Below are 20,976 nucleotides of genomic sequence, written 5' to 3'. Positions count from 1 at the left end.
GACCGGGCGGTTGGGTCTGGGCCTGCCGGCGGGAAGGGCGCCCGGATGCGGTGGGCACGCGTTGGTCATCAGGAGGCCCGGCACGCTGGATATCGCCTGGGCAGGGCCGTGAAACAAGAACAACGACCGGGGTCGCCACCCCCCACAGGAGAGACCCCGGTCGTCGTCCACGGGAACCGCGTTACGGCCCCCTGCCTCTCTCAGCGCCGCGCGTGCGTTTTCTGTCACACCGCGCAGAGTCAGTAGGTAGTTGCACGTTGTACAAGACGTGGACGTGGGCCGGGCTCAGGCCGTAGCGTGACGGATTGCGCACAGCGGCGCGGCAGTGGCGACCAGCTGCAAAACGGGGGAGCGGTGCAGCGGGACAGGTTGAGGAAGTGCTGGGGGACGACGCGGAGCTGACTGCCGCGGTGCTCGCGGCGCAGGACGGGGACGAGGACGCCTTCCGGACTGTGTACCGCGCGGTGCACCCGCGGTTGCTCGGGTATGTACGGACACTGGTCGGTGATCCGGAAGCCGAGGACGTCGCGTCCGAGGCGTGGCTGCAGATCGCCCGCGACATTCAGCGGTTCAGTGGCGACGCGGACCGGTTCCGCGGCTGGGCGGCCCGGATAGCGCGGAACCGCGCGCTCGATCACATACGGATGCGGGGCAGGCGCCCGGCCGGTGGCGGAGACGAGTCCGAACTGGCCGCCGAACCCGGCGAATCGGACACCGCGGGCGAGGCCATGGAAGCCCTGGCCACCGGTCGTACGATGCGGCTCATCGCCCAGCTGCCGCAGGACCAGGCCGAAGCGGTGGTGCTGCGGGTCGTGGTCGGGCTCGACGCGAAGAGCGCGGCCCGCGCGCTCGGCAAGCGGCCCGGCGCGGTGCGGACGGCCGCGCACCGCGGGCTGAAGCGGCTCGCGGAACTGCTCGGTCCCGACGTGGGCCCGCACGGACTCGATGCCCTGCCCGCGCAGCGCGGTCCACACGAGGGGGCGAAAGCCGCGGTCGGTGTGACGCATTCGCGTCCAGGGACGCAGAAGGACATGTGATGGCCGACGAGCGGTGCGATTGGCCCGACAGCGAATGGCTCGACAAGGACACAGCGGAGCGACTGCTGCGCGGTGAGCCCGTTGGCGCCGTCGACGATCGCGCGAGGGCGCAGGCCGCGCGGCTGCACGCCGCGCTGGACGGCGCTGCCCGTGCGGCCGACCGGTCCGGGACCGGTGAACTCCCCGGTGAGAAAGTCGCACTCGAAGCATTCCGGCTGGCCAGGGACGGCGGGGACCCGATCGGGCCGGTACGTCCGACGGGCCGGGCGCCGGGCGCCGTGCGCTGGCACCGCCCGGCGCGGTTCAGCATCGCGGCCGTGGTGGCGGCCTGCGCACTGAGCGGGGTCGCGGTCGCCGCTGGGGCCGGCATGCTGCCCTCGCCCTTCGGCCGCAGTGAACCGATGCCCGCGTCGTCCGTTTCGTCCGCGGCGACCCCGCGACCGCTCGTCTCCGGAATGCCTTCCCCCACGCCCGGCACCGCCTCGCTCGGGACGGCCGGCCCCGCTCCCAGCGGCACCCCCGGCGCCGGGCAGCACGCGCGGCCGCCGTCGGCGTCGCCGGGCGCCGGTGATTCCGGCAGGGGAGGCGACCGGCGGGGCCGCAGCCCGTCCGGAGGCCCGGCGCCGGCGCCCGGCGCCGGTCAGCAGGACAACACGACGCCGTCCGGGGGCAGTCACCGCTCGGCGGCGGATGTGTACCGCAAGGTGGCGGCGGCCTGCCGCGACTACGGCGCCGGACGAGTCCAGGGGGAGCGCAGGCGGAGCCTGGAGTCGAAGGCCGGCGGCGCGGCGCACGTCGAGAGGTTCTGCCGCCGGGTGCTGGGCACGGGCGGCTCCGGCGACCACCGCATCTCATTCACGCCCGAGGCTCCTCTCACCCCCGCGTCCCCGTACTCCCCGCCGGCCGGAGCCTCCCCCTCCCCGTCGCCCAGGTCGTCGGGAACGCAGTCTCCGGGCAACGGGCACGGCGGATCGGGCCACCGGAACCGGTGACTGCGGCGCCTCCACGGCCCCGCAGGCCGGCGGGTGTGACACTTTCCGGGCGCCCGACGCAGTAGAGAGTGAGCCGACTGGTCATCGGCCGCGCGTGAGCCGGGGTTCCCCCCGTACCTTCGGCTCCGCGCACCGGCGCGGGTGGGTCACGTTCCCCCGGACCCACCCGCGCCCCCCTCACTCCCCGCGGCACCGGCGCGCGCTCACCGGTACACGACGACCTTGTCGCCGGTCCGTGCCTGGTCGAAGAGTGCGGCGATCTTCGCCTCGTCCCGCACGTTCACGCAGCCGTGGGATGCGCCGTTGTACCCGCGGGCCGCGAAGTCCGACGAGTAGTGCACCGCCTGGCCGCCGCTGAAGAACATCGCGTACGGCATGGCCGTGTGGTAGATCGTCGACACGTGGTGCCGGCTCTTGAAGTCGATGTGGAAGGTGCCCTCGCGGGTCGGTGTGTACTGCGAGCCGAAGCGCACATCCATCGTCGAGAGCACCTTGCCGTCATTGACCCAGCGCAGCGTGCGGCTGGTCTTGCTGATGCAGAGCACCCGGCCCGTGAGGCAGCGCCGGTCGAGTTTGCCCGCGGAGTGCCCGCCGGCCGTCCCGTTCAGCTCGTCACGGGTCGGGGTCTTCGTCATGGCGAGCAGCCGCTGCCAGGTGACGGTGTCCGTGGTGCCGGTCCTGGCCAGGCCGCGCTTGCCCTGGAAGCCCTTGACCGCGGCCACGGTCAGCGCGCCGTACGTTCCGGTGGGCGTGGCGCCGAACCAGGCGATCTGGCGCAGTCTGGCCTGGAGTTCACGTACCTGCTTGCCGGTGGCCCCGCTCGCCATCAGGGTCCTGCCCGGCCGTGCCGTGGCGGTCCGCGGTGCGGGCTTCGGCGCAGACGGCTTCGCGGGCTTCTTCCCGGTCGCCGCCGCGGTGGCCGCCGGCGGGTGCGCCGGGCTCGCGGTACGGTGCGCCGGGCCGCCGCCGGCCTTGGCGTCGCCCGCGGCCGGTGTCCCCGCGGTCTGCACCGAACAGCCCGCTGCCATGGCGACCGCCGCGGTGGCGGCGAGCGCCCCGCACGTCAGAATCCTCTGCATCGTCCCCCTCCTTCTCTCTGCTCTCTCCTCGTCCCGGGGGTGATTCCCCCTCCGGGCGCCGCGAAGCCCCGGACCCCGGGCGGGGGCTCGGGCAGGGCGAAGCAGGCGGGGGAGTCACGTGAGTGAACTCCCGCGTGTGCGTCTCCACCCGCTCCGTCCCCGCCGCTACAGTCCGTCGCGAGGATCAGGGCTCCTGCCGGGTAACCCTCCCGGTGGGCAACCTTCAGCGGGAGGCGGCGGCAGATGGCGCGCGAGACCGGCGGTGACCGGCTCACCGAGAGCGGACTTCCCATCGAGCCGGTGTACGGCCCGGAAGCGCGGGAGGGCTGGGACCCGGCCGGGAAGCTGGGCGAGCCCGGCGCCTACCCCTTCACCCGGGGCGTCTATCCGTCGATGTACCGGGGACGGCCCTGGACCATGCGTCAGTACGCCGGGTTCGGCACGGCCACCGAGTCCAACGCCCGTTACAAACAGCTCATCGCCAACGGCACCACTGGCCTCTCCGTCGCCTTCGACCTGCCGACCCAGATGGGCCACGACAGCGACGCCGCGATCGCGGCGGGCGAGGTCGGCAAGGTCGGGGTGGCGATCGACTCGGTCGACGACATGCGCGTCCTGTTCGGCGGCATCCCGCTGGACCGGGTCTCCACCTCGATGACGATCAACGCCCCAGCCGCCCTGCTCCTGCTGATGTACCAACTCGTGGGCGAGGAGCAGGGGGTGGCTGCCGACAGACTGACCGGGACCATCCAGAACGACGTGCTGAAGGAATACATCGCGCGCGGCACGTACATCTTCCCGCCCAAGCCCTCACTGCGGCTGACCGCGGACATCTTCAAGTACTGCCGGGCCGTGATGCCCCGGTGGAACACCATCTCGATCTCCGGCTACCACATGGCGGAGGCCGGGGCCTCGCCCGCACAGGAGATCGCCTTCACACTCGCCGACGGCATCGAGTACGTACGCACCGCCGTCGCCGCGGGGATGGACGTGGACGACTTCGCGCCGCGGCTCTCCTTCTTCTTCGTCTCGCGGACGACGCTCCTCGAAGAGGTCGCCAAGTTCCGTGCCGCGCGCAGGATCTGGGCGAAGGTGATGCGCGAGGAGTTCGGTGCGAGGAACCCCAAGTCGCTGATGCTGCGCTTCCACACGCAGACCGCCGGAGTACAGCTCACCGCGCAGCAGCCCGAGGTCAATCTGGTGCGGGTCGCCGTGCAGGGGCTCGCCGCGGTCCTCGGCGGCACGCAGTCGCTGCACACCAACTCCTTCGACGAGGCCATCGCCCTGCCCACCGGCAAGTCGGCCCGCCTCGCCCTGCGCACCCAGCAGGTCCTCGCGTACGAGACCGATGTCACCGCCACCGTGGACCCGTTCGCCGGGTCGTACGCCGTGGAGCGGATGACCGACGACGTGGAGGAGGCGGCACGCGCGCTGATGGAGCGGATCGAGGACATGGGCGGTGCGGTCGGCGCCATCGAGAACGGCTTCCAGAAGAGCGAGATCGAACGCAGCGCGTACCGGGTGGCGCAGGAGACCGACAGCGGTGAACGGGTCGTGGTCGGCGTCAACCGGTACCAGCTGGACGCCGAGGAGCCGTACGAACCGCTGCGCGTCGATCCCGCCATCGAGGACCGGCAGGCGGCCCGGCTTGCCGCGCTCCGCTCCGAGCGAGACCGCCCGGCCGTCGAATCGGCGCTCGCCGCGCTGAAGCGGGCCGCCGGTGGCACGGACAACGTCCTGTACCCGATGAAGGAGGCGCTGCGGGCACGGGCCACGGTCGGCGAGGTCTGCGACGCGCTGCGCGAGGTGTGGGGGACCTACGTGCCGGCCGACGCCTTCTGAGGGCCTCGAACGGCTCCGGGGGTTCCGGGCGGTGTGCGGTTGCCGGCTGCGTGGTCGCGGGGTGCCGAGGGTCACCCCCGGGCTGTCGTACCCGCGTGCGAGACTCGGTTCATGCTCGGCGTCACGGATCTTCCGACCTACCTCGCCGGCCTGGTGCTGATCGTTCTGCTGCCGGGCCCCAATTCGCTGTACGTACTCTCGGTCGCCGCCCGGCGCGGCGTGCGCACCGGTTATACGGCGGCCGCCGGTGTGTTCTGCGGGGACACCGTGCTGATGACGCTCTCGGCAGCGGGGGTGGCCTCGCTGCTCCAGGCCAACGCGCTGCTGTTCGGCGTCGTGAAGTTCGCGGGCGCCGGCTATCTCACCTACCTGGCTTTCGGTATGGCCCGCACGGCCCGCGCGCTGTGGCGCGACCGGAGCAACCGGAGCGAGAGCGCGGACCGGACCCCGGAGGCCGCTGCCGAGCAGGCGGCCGCGCTGGAGCGGCCCTACCGCAGGGCCCTGGTGGTCAGCCTGTTCAACCCGAAGGCGATCCTCTTCTTCATCTCCTTCTTCGTGCAGTTCGTCGACCCGCACTACGCCTACCCGGCGCTCTCCTTCGTGGTGCTCGGCGCGCTGGCGCAGGTGGCGAGCTTCCTCTACCTCACCCTGCTGATATTCGGCGGCACCCGCCTCGCCGCGGCCTTCCGCCGCCGCCGGCGTCTGTCGGCCGGTATGACGACGGCGGCCGGCGCGCTCTTCCTGGGCTTCGCGGTGAAGCTCTCGCTCAGCAGCGTGTGAGGTAGCCGGCCAGCCCCGTGGCATCGTCGCCCGCCCAGCCGACGTATCCGTCCGGCCGCACCAGGAACAGCCCCTTGCCGTACGGCTCGTAGGCGTCGAGCCGGTGGACGTGCACCGCACCGGCGTCCAGCGGCGGCAGTGGCGCATCGGTACCCACCGCTAGCAGCGTGAAGTGAGGGCCGCGGAAGGCGTCGAAGAGCGTCCCGCCGTCCAGCGGTCCGTCCGGCGCGCGGTCGCCCGCCCGCAGGGCGCCCGCGGCACCCTCGGAGAGCGGGCCGCCGCGGTACCCGATGCCCAGCTGCTGGGTGGCCGCGCCGCGCCGCTGCTCGCCGCGGTGGATCCGGGTGGACAGGCCCAGCATCTCGGCCGCGTTCGGCAGCCGTTCCTCCTCGTACGAGTCGAGGAGTGACTCGGGCGCCCCGTCGCGCAGTACCCGGCCGAGCTTCCACCCCAGGTTGTAGGCGTCCTGGATGCTGGTGTTGAGGCCCTGGCCGCCGGCCGGTGAGTGCACATGGGCGGCGTCGCCCGCCAGGAAGACCCGGCCGTCGCGGAACCGGTCGGCGAGGGCGGCGCGCGGACGGAAGTCCGAGGACCAGCGCACCTCGGTGACGTCGCTCGCGCAGAGATGCGTGCGCGCCGCGATCAGCGCACGGACGCCGTCGGCCGACAGATCGGGGCGCGCACCGTCCGGGAAGCGCGCGGCCAGCTGGAAGTCATCGGTGCCGGGCAGCGGGCAGAGCAGCAGGAAACCCGCGTCCGCCGGGAAGACGTGCCAGTTCAGCCGGTCGAGGACCGGGATACGCACATCGGCGACGAGCATCGACGAGGGGTCGACGGATTCGCCGGTCATCGCGATGGAGAGCGCCGCGCGGACCGTGCTGCGGCCGCCGTCGGCCGCGACCGCGTAGGCCGCGCGCACGGTTGCCCCGTCGGAGAGCGTCGCGGTGACCCCGGACGCGTCCTGGGTGAGGGAGGTCAGGGCGCTGCCGAACGAGACTTCGCCGCCCAGTTCGGTCAGGCGCGCGTGAAGGATCTCCTGGGTGCGCCACTGCGGAAGGATGCGCGGCGTCCCCGCGTAGGGCGCGGCCGGGGTTGTCTCGACCGGGTCGAACATGTGGTGCTCGCCTTGCCGCACCCCGTCCTGCCAGATCATCTGGACCGGGGCCGGCCCGCTCGAAGCCAGCACCGCGCCGACCACACCGAGGTCGTCGAAGACCTCCAGCGTGCGGGGCTGGAGCCCCTTGCCCCGGGACCCGGGGAAGAGCCGGTCCGCCTTCTCGACGACGGTCGCACGCACCCCCCGCCTCGCCAGATCGACGGCGAGCGCGAGCCCGGTGGGGCCGGCGCCGATGATCAGCACACCTGTTTCCCCGACGGTTTCCTTAACGCTGTTAAGTTCCATGGCTCAGAGAGTGCGCTTAACACTGTTAAATTGTCAAGGTGGGAACAACGAAGATCGACCGGGCGCGCGTCGCGGAGACCGCGCTGCGGCTGCTGAACGAGGTAGGCCTCGACGGGCTGTCGCTGCGTGCCATCGCCAGGGAGCTGGACGTCAAGGCACCCGCGCTCTACTGGCATTTCAAGGACAAGCAGGCCCTGCTCGACGAGATGGCCACGGTGATGTACCGGCAGATGGCCGTTCCGGAACCGGCGGAGCCCGGCCGCAGCTGGCAGGACGGCCTGCTGCTCGGCAACCGCGCCCTGCGCGCCATGCTGCTGCGCCACCGCGACGGCGCCCGGGTCTACAGCGGCGCCCGGTTCACCGGCACCGATCACGCGCAGTCGATGGAGGAGCATCTGCGCGAGATGACCTCACGCGGCTTCGACTTGGCGCAGGCGGTCAGGGCAGGTACGACGGCGTACTCCTACACGGTGGGTTTCGTCATCGAGGAGCAGGGTGTCCAGCCGATGCCCGGCGAGCGCCGTGCGGGATACGGGGTGGAGGAGCGTGCCGGGCGGCTCGCCGGCTACCCGCTCACCGCGGCAGCCGGCTGGGAGATCTTCACCGACTACGACCGGCGCTTCGAAGAGGGGCTGCGGCTGATCGTCGCGGGGATCGAGGCCGCCTACCGGCCGCGCGACGCGTGACCGGCCCCGCCCCGCGCGCCGTCCGCGTCCCCCGCGCCCTCTGCCCGCCGTCACCGTTTCCGGGGCGAGGCGATGCTCCTGGACAGGGCGCCGCGCAGCACGGGCGTCAGCTTCTTCTCGACGCAGCGGTTGAGGAGCCACGCCAGGCCCAGCATCAGCGCGACCGTGAGCGTGAGCGTGCCGTACGAGGCGACCCCCAGCTTCCGGTGGAGTACGGCCACCACCACCCAGCCCAGATGCTCGTGCACCAGGTAGAAGGGGTAGGTCAGCGCCCCGGCCACCGTCAGCCAGCGCCAGTCGGCCCAGCGGAAGAAACCGAGTGCCACCGCGCCCACCAGGACGAAGCCCAGCGTCACCACGGCGACGATCACCGAGGTGTGCCGGTAGGAGAAGAACGCCGGGTCGGGCCTGTGCCAGAGGCCGGTGACCGCGTAGTGCTGGCCGATCGCCCAGCTGACACCGACCACTCCCCACGCGATGACGTCACGCCGGTCGCGGTGCAGGAGGTAGAGCCCGATCCCGCCGATGAAGAACGGCGCGTACTGCGGCATCAGCACCATGCCCAGTACCGGCTGGTGCACCGCGTCGGTGATCGCGGCGGCCAGGGTCCACACCCCGCAGAAGATCAGCACACGCTGCCGGCCGGCGCCCGGCAGCACCACGCAGAGGGCGAAGAGCGCGTAGAAACGCAGCTCCGCCCAGAGGGTCCAGCAGACGCCGAGCACCCGGTCGGCGCCGATCGGCTGCTGGAGCATGGTGAGGTTCACCAGTGCGTCGCTGGGCGAGACCGTCCGGTACGCGACCCAGGGGAGCGCGAACGTCGCCGTGACGATCACGATCGCCGCCCAGTACGCCGGGTAGAGGCGCGACACGCGTGAGGCGAAGAAGGAGCGCAGCGGCCGGCCCCAGCCGCTCATGCAGATCACGAAGCCGCTGATCACGAAGAAGATCTGTACGCCGAGGCAGCCGTACGCGAACCACTCGGAGAGCGTCGGGAACTGGCGGCGCGGCGAACCGCCCCATGCCCTGCTGATGTCGCCGCTTCGGCCGCCGTAGTGGTAAGCGGCGACCATCAGTGCGGCGACCAGCCGCAGTCCGTCGAGAGCGCGCAGCCGCCCGCCCGCGCGTACGGGCCGCCCGCCCGCCGCCGGGGCGGGCGGGCCCGGTACCAGCGGCAGCGCCCGCCCCGGCAGCGGTATCGGACCGTCCGCCGCCGGGGCGCCGGGTATCGGCCCCGGCGAGTCGCCGGATCCGGGCGGGTCCGCGACGGATGCGGTGTCTCCGCCGGCCGGAGCGGCCGACGTGACGGAAACCGAAGTGGCCGGGGTGGCAGAAGCTGCCGGGGCGGCCGGGGTCGTGGTCATCCCAGGGCAACTCTCTTGAGGGTGCGGGCCCGACGGGCCACCCGGCGGACCGTGGCGTTGCGCGGGATGAAGGCGAGCTGAGCCGGCATCGCGCCCGGCAGCCCCAGGACGGTCAGCCTGCGCCGCTTGAAGTAGCGCCAGGTGTGCGCGTTCAGACGGCGGCTCAGGTAGGCCTCGGCCGCCGGGCGCAGATCCGGCCGCAGCTGCGGCTGCATCGCGAAGCCGACAGCGGCCACGAGCCCCGGCAGATCGCCGGCCGGCGCGGCTCCGGCGTCCTCCAGGTCGGGCAGCAGCGCGTCCACGATGGTCACCGGGACGCGGTTGCTGTTCTGGTACGGGGCGAGCCGGTCCAGCAGCAGATCGGTTCCGGTGCGGGCGACCGGGATCCCGTAGAAGGCACTCGCCGTCAGCAGCGCGGTGGAGAAACAGCCGACCACCAGCGCCGGGCGCACCCGTTCGTACAGTGTCTCGGCGAGCAACGGCTCGTCCACCACCGTCAGCCGGACGTCCAGCCGGTCGGCTTCCTGCTCCAGCAGGCGCGACCAGCGGGCCGGTGCCGTCGGGTGCGGTTTGAAGACGACCGTGCGGTGGCCGCGGGCGACCGCCCCGCGCAGCATCCGGACATGGAGGTCCTCCTCCTGCTGCGGGGTGAGGATCTCCAGGGCCGAGAGGTACTGGCCGAGCAGCAGCGCCGGAGGCTCCGCGCACTCGGGAAGCCCCGGTGCGCAAGCGGCCACCTCGCCCAGGACCCGGCGGAAGGCCTCGTCCGGCACGATCTCCGGCTCCACCCCGAACTCGGCGAGCAGCAGCGGCCTCAGTCCCGGCACCAGATCCAGATGCAGCAGACGCCGGATCCGGGTGCCGATCAGGGGATCGATCTTGTTGCGCGTCGGGCCGTACGACATCAGCCCGTCCGCGTACACCGTCACCGGTGCGTCCTGGAAGAGCAGTGCCAGCGCCTGCGCCGGATTGACCTGGACGGACTCGACCGCCAGCTCGATCCGGTCGTCGCCGAGGTCCCAGAGGAGCCTCAACTGCCGCTCCCACAGCGGGACGTCGTCGGCGCGCGGGGACCAGCCGCCCGGGTGCAGCGGTGCGATGGCGCTGTTCCAGGAGAGCACGCCGTCGAACCGGTCACGCAGCCGCTCGAAGCCGGGCATCGCGTCCAGCGCGGGCGCGGTCTCCGGGATCACCGCGTTGTTGCTGACCAGCAGCAGCCGGCGGTCCGCCGTGTCGAAGCAGCCGCTGTCGATCGCGGCGGCGAGCGTGGCGGCCCCGTACAGCGTGGACGCGTAGAAGATCTGCGTCGTACGGGCCGTGTGCGCCGTACGGGCGGGGGACGTCACGCCGCGGCCTCCGTCGTCAGCGCGGCCGGACGGCGGCGCAGCCTGCGCAGCCGTGAGGCACGCGGTGTGTCCATCGAGTCGAGCGCGTCGCTCAGCAGATCCTGCGGCATCCGTTTCAGCGCGGCCGCGCTGAGCGTGCGCAATTTACGTGCCACGGCTGGTTCGAACCTTTCGACGGAACCCAGATGGTGCGAAATAATCGCGCAGTACGTACGTACGGCCTTGGGAAGAAGGAGAGCGGCTTCCGGGTCTTTCGACGTGTCGTCGAGAACCTGGTCGAAAGCGCGGATGAAATCGAGCTGGCGTACATCGCCGATCTGCGTGAGGGACGAAGCGACACCGCGCCGGTAGAACATTCCGAGCAGCCCGAGCACGGCAAATGATCCGGCTTCCCGGTGCAGCCGCCAGATCCACGGGCGGTCCTCGGCGGTGCGCAGCCCGTGTGTGAAGTGCAGCAGCCCGCGGTCCAGCAGCCTGCGGTGGTACATACCGGCCCAGGCGTACGCGTAGTCGACCGGCGTGGAGCGGTCGGCGGGCAGGATCACCTCGCGCGCGGGCACCACCACGCCCCGCCTGCCGTACGGGACGCGGCGGACGCTGCGGGCGCTGCCGGTGCACTGCACATGGTCGGTGCGGACGAAGTCGCAGCCCAGGGACTCCATGCCGGCCAGCAGCTGTGCGTAGTACCCCGGAGCGAGCCAGTCGTCGCCGTCCAGGAAGGTGATGTATTCACCGCTCGCCGCGTCGAGCCCGGTGTTCCGGGCGGTGGCGAGTCCTCCGTTCTCCCGGTGTCTCAGCAGGACGGCCCCCGGAAGCTCGCGCTCCGCACGTTCGAGGATCTCCGGCGTCCCGTCCGTCGAACAGTCGTCGACGAGCAGGAACTCGAAGTCCTCGCGTGCGTTCGCGCGCAGGCTTCTGAGGGTGTCGGGGGCGTATGTCTGCACGTTGTAGAACGGCACAATGACGGAGAGCTTGACCACCTGCGTGACGCTAGGAGGCGCCCCGGCATTCGCCCTGAAGCGCGGTGGGACGGCAGGTGAACCGAGTATGGCGAAATCGTGAACCGGCCCGTTCCCATTACCGATTCCCTCTCTGTCGGCCCGCTGTTAACCCTTTGTTGCGGCTGAGTTGGGCCGCCGAACGGAATGCCTTTCTACCTTCGTCGTTGTGCCAGCAAGTACCAGCGAATTTCTCCGCGTTGCCGTGATCGCCGATTCCGACACCCGTTGGAAATGGGGCGCGCTCACCGCACGCCGCCTCTCCGCAGGGGGGGTACAGCTCAGCGGCTTCCTGCTGCGCGGCCGGGCCACGCCCACCCCGCGCCAGCTCGCCGAAGTCGGGGCCGGTGTGGACACGGCCGCCGTACGGGAGGTGACAGGGGCCGAATTCCTCCGGGCCGTCGAGCGGGACGGCTACGACGTGGTCGTCCTCGCACTCGTCGGCGGCGCTGTCCAGGCCGTCCTGCACGGGCTCGCGTCCGCCAGGACCGCCGACCGCCGCCCGGTGGTCGTCACCGGCTATGTCGGTGTGGTCTACGAGAAGCTCGCCGACGGGCTGCTGCTGCGCCACGGCGCCGACGTGGTCCTCGCCAACTCGCGGCACGACGCGGAACGCTTCCGCGCCGTGTACGAAGGGGTGGGCGCGGACGCGTCCGCGGTGACCGGGGCCGCACTGCCCTTCCTGGGCGGTGCGCCGTACGCCGGGGGCGCCCTGAAGACGGTCGTCTTCGCAGCGCAGCCCTCCGTCCCCGCCTCGCGCGACGACCGCAGCTACCTGCTGAACCGCCTGGCCGGGCACGCCCGGCTGCACCCCGACCGCGAGGTGCTGCTGAAACTGCGCTCCAGGCCCGGCGAGCACACCACGCACATCGAGGAACTGCCCTACCAGAAGCTGGCCGAGCGGCTCCCCGGCGGTCTGCCCGCCAACTTCCGTCTGGTGTACGGCCACATGGGCGAGGTGCTGGACCGCACGGACCTGCTGGTCACCGTCTCCTCGACCGCCGCCCTCGAATCCCTGCACCGCCGTATCCCCACCGCCGTCCTCACCGACCTCGGCGTCCGCGAGGCACTCGGCAACCACCACTTCCTCGGCTCGGGCTGCCTCACCTCCTGGGACCGGCTGGACGCCGGCGGCAGCCCGCAGGCCGACCCCGCCTGGCTGGCCGGACAGGGAGTGGCCGCCGGGGACCCGTCCTCCGGCGGAGGCTCGTACGACACGGCTTTCGACGCCGTACGCGAACGGGTCGCGCGGCTGCTCCTCGCTCCGCAACTTCCGCCGATAGCGCCCTACTACACGCACGCCACCGCCCCCGGCTACCTGCCCGGCATCCTCGCCCGCTACCGCCTGGACGCCGCTCCCGCCGACGGGACCGGAGGCGTCCGGCGCGTGATGCGCGACGCCGTACGGGACGTGGCGCGCGGCGCATACCGCCACGGCGTCCAGCGCGTGGCCCCCGTCATCCGCCGTATGGGAGAACTGTGATGCCCACCGAAGCCGCCGAACCAGCCGGGACCGTACCGCGCACAGCACCCGCCGGGCCCCCGCGCGTCCTCGCCGTGATCCCGGCACGCGGCGGATCCAAGGGCGTGCCCGCCAAGAACCTCGAACCGGTCGGCGGCGTACCACTGGTCGCCCGCGCCGTCCGCGCCTGCCGGGGCGCCCGCCACGTCACCGACGTCGCCGTGTCCACGGACGACGAGCGGATCGCCACCGCGGCGCGCGAGGCCGGCGCCGACGTGGTGCTGCGCCCCGCCGAGATCGCCGGGGACACGGCGACCAGCGAGGCCGCCGTGCTCCACGCGCTGGACGCGTACCCCGGGACGGACGTCGTGCTGCTCGTGCAGTGCACCAGCCCCTTCCTCACCAGCGAGGAGATCGACGGTGTGGCGGCAGCGGTCGCCGGCGGCGGCGCCGACACCGCGCTCACCGTCGCACCCACCCACGGCTTCGTCTGGCGCGAGGAACAGCGCATCGACGGCAGCGGCGCGGACAGCCTCGGCGTCAACCACGACAAGGCATTCCGCCCCCGCCGCCAGGACCGCCCGCAGGACTACCTGGAGACGGGCGCGGCCTACGCCATGAAGGCCGAGGGGTTCAGGACCGCCCGGCACCGCTTCTTCGGCGAAACCGCGCTGGTCCGCACCGACCCGGCCCGCGTCCTGGAGATCGACGACCCGCACGACCTCGCGCGCGCCCGCGCCCTCGCACCACTCCTGGACGTCCGTACGCTGCCCGGCCGTGACGACGTCGACGCCGTCGTCCTGGACTTCGACGGCACCCAGACCGACGACCGCGTCCTCATCGACTCCGACGGCCGCGAGATCGTCGCCGTCCACCGCGGCGACGGCCTCGGCATCGCGGCCCTCCGCGACACCACGGACCTCAAGCTCCTCATCCTCTCCACCGAACAGAACCCGGTCGTCGCGGCGCGCGCCCGCAAGCTGCGGGTGCCCGTGCTGCACGGCATCGACCGCAAGGACCTCGCACTCAAGCAGTGGTGCGAAGAACAGGGTGTCGCGCCCGAGCGCGTGCTCTACGTCGGCAACGACGTGAACGACCTGCCGTGCTTCGGCCTCGTCGGGTGGCCCGTCGCGGTCGCCCAGGCCCACGACGCCGTACGCGGCGCCGCACGCGCGGTCACCACCACCCCCGGCGGCGAAGGAGCTATCCGCGAGATCGCCGCCTGGCTCCTGGGCCCCACCCTCAACAAGTAAGGAACCCCCTCATGAGCACCACCCGCCTCCGCACCCTCGGCGCCAAGACCGCGGGCCCCGCCCACCCCGTCTACATCACCGGCGAGATCGGCATCAACCACAACGGTGAGCTCGACAACGCCCTCGCCCTGATCGACATCGCCGCCGAAGCAGGCTGCGACGCGGTCAAGTTCCAGAAGCGCACGCCGGAGATCTGCACCCCGCGTGACCAGTGGGACATCGAGCGCGACACCCCCTGGGGCCGGATGACGTACATCGACTACCGCCACCGCGTCGAGTTCGGCGAGGACGAGTACCGCGCGATCAGCGAGCACTGCGCCCTGCGCGGCATCGACTGGTTCGCATCGCCGTGGGACACCGAGGCCGTCGCGTTCCTGGAGAAGTTCGACGTACCGGCGCACAAGGTCGCCTCCGCCTCGCTCACCGACGACGAACTGCTGCGTGCGCTGCGCGCCACCGGCCGCACCGTGATCCTCTCCACCGGTATGTCGACGCCGAAGCAGATCCGGCACGCGGTCGAGGTGCTCGGCAGCGACAACATCCTGCTCTGCCACGCCACTTCGACGTACCCGGCCAAGGCCGAAGAGCTGAACCTCCGCGTCATCAACACCCTCCAGGGCGAGTACCCGAACGTCCCGATCGGCTACAGCGGCCACGAGACCGGCCTCCAGACCACCCTCGCCGCCGTCGCACTCGGCGCGGCCTTCGTCGAGCGCCACATCACCCTGGACCGCGCCATGTGGGGCTCCGACCAGGCGGCATCGGTCGAGCCGCAGGGCCTGCAGCGGCTGGTGCGTGACATCCGCACCATCGAGGCGTCGCTCGGTGACGGCGTCAAGAAGGTCTACGAGTCGGAGCTGGCCCCGATGAAGAAGCTGCGCCGGGTGGCGGGCGTCGTCGCCGATGGCGCGGACCGCGAGCCCGCGTCCGTCTGAGGCGAGCGCCCGAGACCGGAGAACCGCCACTGTGAAGAGCGCCCCCGCCACGCTCGCCTTCGTGGAGAGCCCCGTCCAGCTGCTCAACCTGCTGGAGTGGGCCCACACGACGACCATGGACCTGACCGTGGTCGTCCTCTCACCGCTCGACCCCATGTCCCGCGGCCAGCTTCGCCGCATGGCCGAACTGGCCCGGGGCGAGGGCATCAGGGTGCGCTGGGAGGAGGCGCGTGGCGGAGTGGCGGCGCCGTTCCGCACCATCGGCGGGCTGACACCCCTGCTGCGCGGGGCCGGGCGGATCGTCATCGGGGACCCGTTCTCGCGGTACGTGCAACTCCTCCTCGCCCTGTCCGGCTCCCGGGACCTGACGGTGGTGGACGACGGCACGGCCACCATGGAGTTCATCGCCCAGCTGACTGCCGGGGAACCGCTGGTCCGCTGGCACCGCAGGGGCCGCCGCGGCCCCCGTGACCTGCTCTTCGCCCCCATGGCCTCGGCGGCCAGACGCCGCCTCACCCCGGCCCGCCGCCGCGCGGTCGAGGTCTTCAGCTCGATGCCGGTGGCGGACGCGCCCCCGGGGCTCACGGTCACGGCCAACGACTTCGCCTGGACGCGCTCCCGGTTCGGCCCGCCGAGGCTCACCCGCACATCGGACCTGGTGGGCACCTCACTCGTGGAGACGGGGGTGGTGGACCAGGACCTCTACATCGCTGCGGTGACCGGCCTGGCCCGCACGCACCGGGTCACGCGGTACTTCGCCCACCGCCGTGAATCCACCGAGAAGCTGCACCGGCTGCACGCCGAGACCGGCCTGGAGATCGTCCGCCCCGACCTCCCGCTGGAACTGATCGCCCGCCGCGGTCCGATCGGCCGCACCATCGTGAGCTTCCCGTCCACGGTGGTCCACACCCTCCCGCTGGCCCTTGCGGGCACGGAGGTCCGCGTGGCGGTCTGCGACATCGACCCCGCCTGGCTCACGGACACGGCTTCGCCCCGCGCGCAGGGGTTCCTGGCGGGGGTCACGGGGACGGCGCGCGACGTGCAGCGGCTGGCTCCGGGGGTGTGATCCGGGGGTGTGAGAAGCCGCGGAGGCCGGGTGGCGCGAAATGTGCTGGTGGGCGCCTTGTCGGCCACCTCCTGGTCGCACAACCTTCACATGACCTCCTCTTGATCATCTCCTTACCCTGCCGACGGCCTCCTCCTGACAAGCTCCATGAGCCATGGCCGCCGCAGGTCATGAGGTGTGTCCGGTGCAGGGGTGGGCGCGCTGTGGGCGATTCAGGGGAGTGGATTACATGTCCGACGAGAGTGTCCGGAACCGGCCAGCGCTGTCGGAGCGCGACCCCGTGTCCGGTACGCGGCCGGAGTGGGCGGCAGTGGACTACGTTCTCCCCGGAAGCGAAGCGGGAGTCCGCCCCTCGGGCGGGGGAGTCCCGGTCGTCGAGCTCGCGTCCGTGTGGCGCCGGATCGGCGCGCGGGTATTCGATCAGGTGCTGGTCGGGATCATCGCGCTGATCGCCGCGGGCGCCATCGTCGAGAGCGTGTCGGACGACTCCGTATGGATTCTCCTCGGCCCGGTCATCGCGTGCCCGCTGCTCGGGTGCTCCTACTTCGTCTTCTCGCTCCGCTGGTTCGGGACCACTCCGGGGAAATGGGTGTCCGGCCTCCGGGTGGCCAGGCTCTGGGCCCTGCCGTCGCGGATCAACGGGCGGACCGCGCTCGTCCGGGAGTTCCTCTTCGGGGCGATCATGCTGGTCCCCGGATTCAACGTTCTGTACGCGGTCCTCTTCCTGGTCAAAATGGTGCGGGACCGGCCCTACCACCAGTCCCAGTACGACCGGCTGGCGTCCACCGTGGTCGTCCGCTGGCCGCGGACACGTCCGTTGCCGGCGCCCGGCGCGGAGGCGGCGCCGCAGTCCCGGACCGCGCTCGCCTGAGGCCATCCCTGTCTGTCCTGCCCGCACCGTGACGGGTGCGGGGCGACAGGTGCGGGCCCGCGCCGCTTCGCCCGGGTCACCTCACCGGCCGGTCTCCGTCTGAGCCTCGGGGGAGGTGCCGGTGGCGGTGCCGGAGTCGGCGTCGGTGGCGGTGCGGGCGTCAGCGGCGGTGCCGGTGGTGTTCTCGCCGTCCAGTCCCCGTCCGCGGAAGGCGAGGATCACCATCAGCGCGCCTCCGCAGGAGATCGCCCAGTCGGCGAGGTTCATGACGCTGAAACCGCGCACCGCGATGAAGTCGACGACCGCTCCCCGCAGGCCCCCAGGAGAGCGGAAGAGCCGGTCGGTCAGGTTGCCGAGCGCCCCGCCCAGCAGCAGTCCCAGCGCGATCGCCCACGGGCCGCTGTACAGCTTTCGAGCCATCCGGACGATCACCCCCGCGATGGCCACGGCGATCACCGTGAACAGGATGGTCGTCGCCCCGCCGATGCCGAACGCGGCACCGGGATTGCGGATCGCGCTCAGCTCCAGCCAGTCACCGATCACCTTCACGGGTGCGTGGTTCTCCAGCTTCGCGACCACGGCCAGCTTGCTGCCCAGGTCGAGGGCGTAGGCGATGCCCGCCACGGCCAGCAGCAGCGGGGTCCGCCGTCTGCCCCTGACGTCCTTCACTTCCGCGTCCGCCACCGGATTCGCCACGTTGAGCCACCTCGAAGTCCGTCGGCCGGTCCTGTCCCGGCTCGCCATTCCGGGTCCCCTGCGCGGGATCCGTCTCTCACCAGCCTATGGACCGCGCCGCCCTCGTCCGGGTCCAGGTGGGTGGCGGCTCCGCCCGAGCCGGGAGCGGCCGGCCCCGCCCGCCTCTCGGGGCGGGCCGAACCCCGGCCCCGCGGGCCGGCCGGTCCGCGGAGTGCGCCTCTCCGCTCGGTCAACCGTTCCCCGGATGAAGACGAGGGGATGCAGAGGATGAAGGCTGAAGACGACATAAGGCGAAAGAAGGCGTAGCGCGGGCCCGAGCGGCTCCAGCCCGCCGGAGCGGGATGTGGTCTACCCACCGGCGCCCCGCCTCAAGCATGCGGCGCCATGATTCTTTCGCCTAAGCGGCTGAACTTTTGTTGATCGATGGTTAGTTGAGCGGTGAAGGGGCCTACCCTTGAACAGGTGAACCAGTTGATGTCCCGCGAGTCCGATGCCGACCGTCCCGGTGACGCCGAAGACGCCAGTGGTGCCGCCGGAAACAGTGGTGCCGGGCCCGACGGCGTGGCGCTCTCCGGCGCGCTGCCCGCCGACCTCCGCGCCGAGCTGATCGCCTTCCGCCGTGACCTGCACCGGCACCCGGAGCTGGGGAACCAGGAATTCCGGACCACCGCGGCCCTGAAGGCGCGGCTGGAGCAGGCCGGCCTCGCGCCCCGTGTGCTCAATACCGGGACCGGCCTGGTCTGCGACATCGGGACGGACGGCACCGGCGGCGCGGACGGTACGGACGGCGCCGGCGGAGCCCGGGAGGGGGCGCCCGTACCACCCACCCCCCGCCCCATGCTCGCCCTGCGCGCCGACATCGACGCCCTGCCGATCCCGGACACCAAGGTCGACTGCGACTACCGCTCCACCGTGCCCGGCATGGCGCACGCCTGCGGACACGACGTCCACACCACCGCAGTGCTGGGCGCCGGACTGGTGCTGGCCCGGCTGCACCACGAGGGCCGGCTCCCGCACCCTGTACGGCTGATCTTCCAGCCCGCCGAGGAGGTGCTGCCCGGCGGCGCCCCGGACGCCATCGAGTCCGGGGTACTCGAAGGGGTCGGCCGGATCATCGGGGTGCACTGCGACCCCAAGGTCGACGCCGGGCGCATCGGACTGCGGACCGGGCCCATCACCTCCGCCTGCGACCGTCTCGAAGTGAGCCTGGACGGACCCGGCGGGCACACCGCGCGCCCCCACCTCACCACCGATCTGGTGACCGCCGCCGCCAAGGTCGTCTCCGATGTGCCCGCACTGCTGGCCCGGCGGATCGACACCCGGTCCGGGCTCGCCGTGACCTGGGGGCGGATCGAGGCGGGCCACGCCTGCAACGTCATCCCGCAGCACGCCGAACTCTCCGGCACCGTGCGCTGCCTGGACCTGGAGGCCTGGCGGGCCGCTCCCGATCTGGTGCACGCGGCCATCGCCGAGGTGGCCGACATGCACCGCGCCAAGTCCGTGATCAATTACGTGCGGGGCGTGCCGCCCGTCGTCAATGACGGTGCCGTGACCGAGCTGTTGCGCGACGCCATGACCGCGCGCCGCGGGCCGTCCTCGGTCGAGGACACCGAGCAGAGTCTGGGCGGCGAGGACTTCTCCTGGTACCTGGAGCAGGTGCCGGGCGCGATGGCGAGGCTCGGCGTGCGGACACCCGGCGACAGCGCCCGAGGCGACCTGCACCGGGGAGATTTCGACCCCGACGAGGCGTCGGTCGAGGTCGGCGTCGAACTGTTCACGGCTGCCGCGCTGCTGGACGGACATCGGCTGTAGACGGACATGTCACCGGAGGTCCGGACCCCGTTCGCGTCGATCCGATAACAGGTTCCGAACAGGCCTTTACCTGACATCTACGCGCGTTACGATCCTCGCGAAAACCAGCGCCGGAAGAGGCGCTCCAGGTTTGGTTTGAAGGGACCTCCTCTTGCGCCGGGTAACCAAGATCGCTGCGTCTGGCATAGCCACCGCGGCCCTCGCTCTCTCTGTCTCCGCCTGTGGCAGCACGTCGACGCAGGAGGACAACTCCAGCTCCTCGTCGTCCGGCTCCTCCAAGGGCGTCAAGGTCGGTGTCGCGTACGACGTCGGCGGCCGTGGCGACCACTCCTTCAACGACTCCGCCGCCCGCGGCATGGACAAGGCGAAGAAGGAGTTCGGCGGCAGCGTCAAGGAGCTGACCGCGAAGACCAGTGACACCGAGGCGGACCGCGAGCAGCGGCTCACCGACCTGGCCGACGCGGGCTACAACCCGATCGTCGGCATCGGCTACTCCTACGCGCCGTCGATGAAGAAGGTCGCCGCGAAGTACCCGAAGATCACCTTCGGGCTCGTGGACGCCGCGGTCGACGCGAAGAACATCGACAACATCGTCTTCACCGAGGAGCAGAGCTCCTACCTCGCCGGTGTCACCGCGGCGCTGAAGACCAAGACGAAGCACGTCGGCTTCATCGGTGGTGTGGACATCCCGCTGATCAAGAAGTTCGAGGCGGGTTACGTCCAGGGCGTCCAGGACACCGACAAGAAGATCAAGATCGACCGGCAGTACCTGAGCCACGGCTCGGACACCTCCGGCTTCGCCAGCCCCGACAAGGGCAAGGAAGCCGCGCAGGGCATGCTCGACAAGGGCGCGGACGTGGTCTTCTCGGCGGCCGGTTCGTCCGGTAACGGCGCGATCGAGGCCGTCAACGGCAAGAAGGGCGCCTGGGCGATCGGCGTCGACTCGGACCAGTACAAGATCCCGTCGCTCGCGAAGTACAAGTCGTCGATCCTGACCTCGGTCGTCAAGAACGTCGACATCGGCGTGTACGACCTGGTCAAGTCGGTGCACGCCGGCAAGCCCGTCACCGGCACCAGCACCTACTCGCTCGCCAAGGGCGGTGTCTCGCTGTCCACCAGCGGTGGTTTCATCGGCGACATCGAGCCGCAGCTCGACGCCGCGAAGAAGAAGATCGCCGACGGTGCGGTCAAGGTCAAGACCACTCCCTGACCTGCTGTGTCCCGTGGGCCCGGTGAGGGGTGCCATCCCTTCGCCGGGCCCATAACAATGTGTCAACTCTACGCGTGTAGCGCGTAGTTGACGCGCTAGCGTCACCGCATCGCCCCCGCCTGTGCCGGGGCCCCTCCGCCGCTCC

18 protein-coding genes are annotated in these 20,976 nt (G+C 71.6%); 12 read left to right on the top strand and 6 right to left on the bottom strand.

Going from position 1 to position 20,976, the window contains the following annotated elements; translation table 11 throughout:
* Positions 1-377 precede the first annotated feature (377 nt).
* Positions 378-1,037: an RNA polymerase sigma factor gene (locus OG584_RS12510; RefSeq protein ID WP_405777926.1), complete on the top strand. Its 660-nt coding sequence runs from the start codon at positions 378-380 to the stop codon at positions 1,035-1,037.
* Positions 1,037-2,029: a hypothetical protein gene (locus OG584_RS12505; protein WP_405777925.1), complete on the top strand. Its 993-nt coding sequence runs from the start codon at positions 1,037-1,039 to the stop codon at positions 2,027-2,029. The genes OG584_RS12510 and OG584_RS12505 overlap by 1 nt, the downstream gene beginning before the upstream one ends.
* A 203-nt stretch (positions 2,030-2,232) precedes the next feature.
* Here the strand turns inward: OG584_RS12505 and OG584_RS12500 are convergent, their stop codons facing one another.
* Positions 2,233-3,108: a L,D-transpeptidase family protein gene (locus OG584_RS12500; RefSeq protein ID WP_405777924.1), complete on the bottom strand. Its 876-nt coding sequence runs from the start codon at positions 3,106-3,108 to the stop codon at positions 2,233-2,235.
* Positions 3,109-3,351: 243 nt separating this feature from the next.
* Between OG584_RS12500 and OG584_RS12495 the strand changes: the two genes are divergently transcribed.
* Positions 3,352-4,950, top strand: coding sequence for a methylmalonyl-CoA mutase (locus OG584_RS12495; protein ID WP_405777923.1), 1,599 nt, complete (start codon positions 3,352-3,354; stop codon positions 4,948-4,950).
* 111 nt (positions 4,951-5,061) lie between these two features.
* A complete protein-coding gene (gene leuE / locus OG584_RS12490; RefSeq protein WP_405777922.1) occupies positions 5,062-5,730 on the top strand; it encodes a leucine efflux protein LeuE in 669 nt (222 codons plus the stop codon).
* Here the strand turns inward: leuE and OG584_RS12485 are convergent.
* Positions 5,717-7,132: an FAD-dependent monooxygenase gene (locus OG584_RS12485; RefSeq protein WP_405777921.1), complete on the bottom strand. Its 1,416-nt coding sequence runs from the start codon at positions 7,130-7,132 to the stop codon at positions 5,717-5,719. The genes leuE and OG584_RS12485 overlap by 14 nt on opposite strands.
* A 38-nt stretch (positions 7,133-7,170) precedes the next feature.
* On the opposite strand from OG584_RS12485, the gene OG584_RS12480 reads away from it, so the two are divergent.
* A complete protein-coding gene (locus OG584_RS12480; RefSeq protein WP_405777920.1) occupies positions 7,171-7,818 on the top strand; it encodes a TetR/AcrR family transcriptional regulator in 648 nt (215 codons plus the stop codon).
* Positions 7,819-7,868: 50 nt separating this feature from the next.
* Here OG584_RS12480 and OG584_RS12475 read toward each other — a convergent pair whose 3' ends face one another.
* The 3 genes from OG584_RS12475 to OG584_RS12465 are packed head-to-tail and all read right to left on the bottom strand — an operon-like array spanning position 7,869 to position 11,508.
* On the bottom strand, positions 7,869-9,182 hold the full coding sequence (locus tag OG584_RS12475; protein WP_405777919.1) for an acyltransferase family protein: 1,314 nt from the start codon (positions 9,180-9,182) through the stop codon (positions 7,869-7,871).
* Positions 9,179-10,528: an alpha-2,8-polysialyltransferase family protein gene (locus tag OG584_RS12470; protein ID WP_405777918.1), complete on the bottom strand. Its 1,350-nt coding sequence runs from the start codon at positions 10,526-10,528 to the stop codon at positions 9,179-9,181. Before OG584_RS12470 ends, OG584_RS12475 begins: the two co-directional genes overlap by 4 nt.
* The gene (locus tag OG584_RS12465) at positions 10,525-11,508 is read right to left on the bottom strand and encodes a glycosyltransferase family 2 protein (protein ID WP_405777917.1); all 984 of its coding nucleotides are present in this window, start codon (positions 11,506-11,508) and stop codon (positions 10,525-10,527) included. The genes OG584_RS12470 and OG584_RS12465 overlap by 4 nt, the downstream gene beginning before the upstream one ends.
* Positions 11,509-11,656: 148 nt before the next feature.
* Here OG584_RS12465 and OG584_RS12460 point away from each other — a divergent pair, with 148 nt between their 5' ends.
* From OG584_RS12460 to OG584_RS12440, 5 genes are all read left to right on the top strand, one after another.
* Complete coding sequence (locus OG584_RS12460; RefSeq protein WP_405777916.1) at positions 11,657-13,009, top strand: DUF6716 putative glycosyltransferase; 1,353 nt, start codon at positions 11,657-11,659, stop codon at positions 13,007-13,009.
* On the top strand, positions 13,009-14,241 hold the full coding sequence (locus tag OG584_RS12455) for a cytidylyltransferase domain-containing protein (protein ID WP_405777915.1): 1,233 nt from the start codon (positions 13,009-13,011) through the stop codon (positions 14,239-14,241). Before OG584_RS12460 ends, OG584_RS12455 begins: the two co-directional genes overlap by 1 nt.
* Positions 14,242-14,252: 11 nt before the next feature.
* Positions 14,253-15,176: an N-acetylneuraminate synthase family protein gene (locus OG584_RS12450; RefSeq protein WP_405777914.1), complete on the top strand. Its 924-nt coding sequence runs from the start codon at positions 14,253-14,255 to the stop codon at positions 15,174-15,176.
* Complete coding sequence (locus tag OG584_RS12445; protein WP_405777913.1) at positions 15,145-16,242, top strand: hypothetical protein; 1,098 nt, start codon at positions 15,145-15,147, stop codon at positions 16,240-16,242. The genes OG584_RS12450 and OG584_RS12445 overlap by 32 nt, the downstream gene beginning before the upstream one ends.
* Before the next feature lie 229 nt (positions 16,243-16,471).
* Positions 16,472-17,113 (top strand): RDD family protein, encoded by a 642-nt coding sequence (locus OG584_RS12440; protein ID WP_405777912.1) that lies wholly within the window; start codon positions 16,472-16,474, stop codon positions 17,111-17,113.
* An 81-nt stretch (positions 17,114-17,194) separates the two neighbouring features.
* On the opposite strand, the gene lspA is transcribed toward OG584_RS12440, so the two are convergent.
* Positions 17,195-17,809: a signal peptidase II gene (lspA, locus tag OG584_RS12435; RefSeq protein WP_405777911.1), complete on the bottom strand. Its 615-nt coding sequence runs from the start codon at positions 17,807-17,809 to the stop codon at positions 17,195-17,197.
* Positions 17,810-18,283: 474 nt separating this feature from the next.
* Here lspA and OG584_RS12430 point away from each other — a divergent pair, with 474 nt between their 5' ends.
* The gene (locus OG584_RS12430; protein ID WP_405784017.1) at positions 18,284-19,621 is read left to right on the top strand and encodes an amidohydrolase; all 1,338 of its coding nucleotides are present in this window, start codon (positions 18,284-18,286) and stop codon (positions 19,619-19,621) included.
* Between the two features lie 151 nt (positions 19,622-19,772).
* A complete protein-coding gene (locus OG584_RS12425) occupies positions 19,773-20,831 on the top strand; it encodes a BMP family protein (protein WP_405777910.1) in 1,059 nt (352 codons plus the stop codon).
* Positions 20,832-20,976 lie beyond the last annotated feature (145 nt).

The sequence above is a fragment of the Streptomyces sp. NBC_00859 genome (assembly GCF_045161865.1).
Taxonomy (GTDB): domain Bacteria; phylum Actinomycetota; class Actinomycetes; order Streptomycetales; family Streptomycetaceae; genus Streptomyces.
This window is presented reverse-complemented; position numbering and strand designations above follow the sequence as displayed.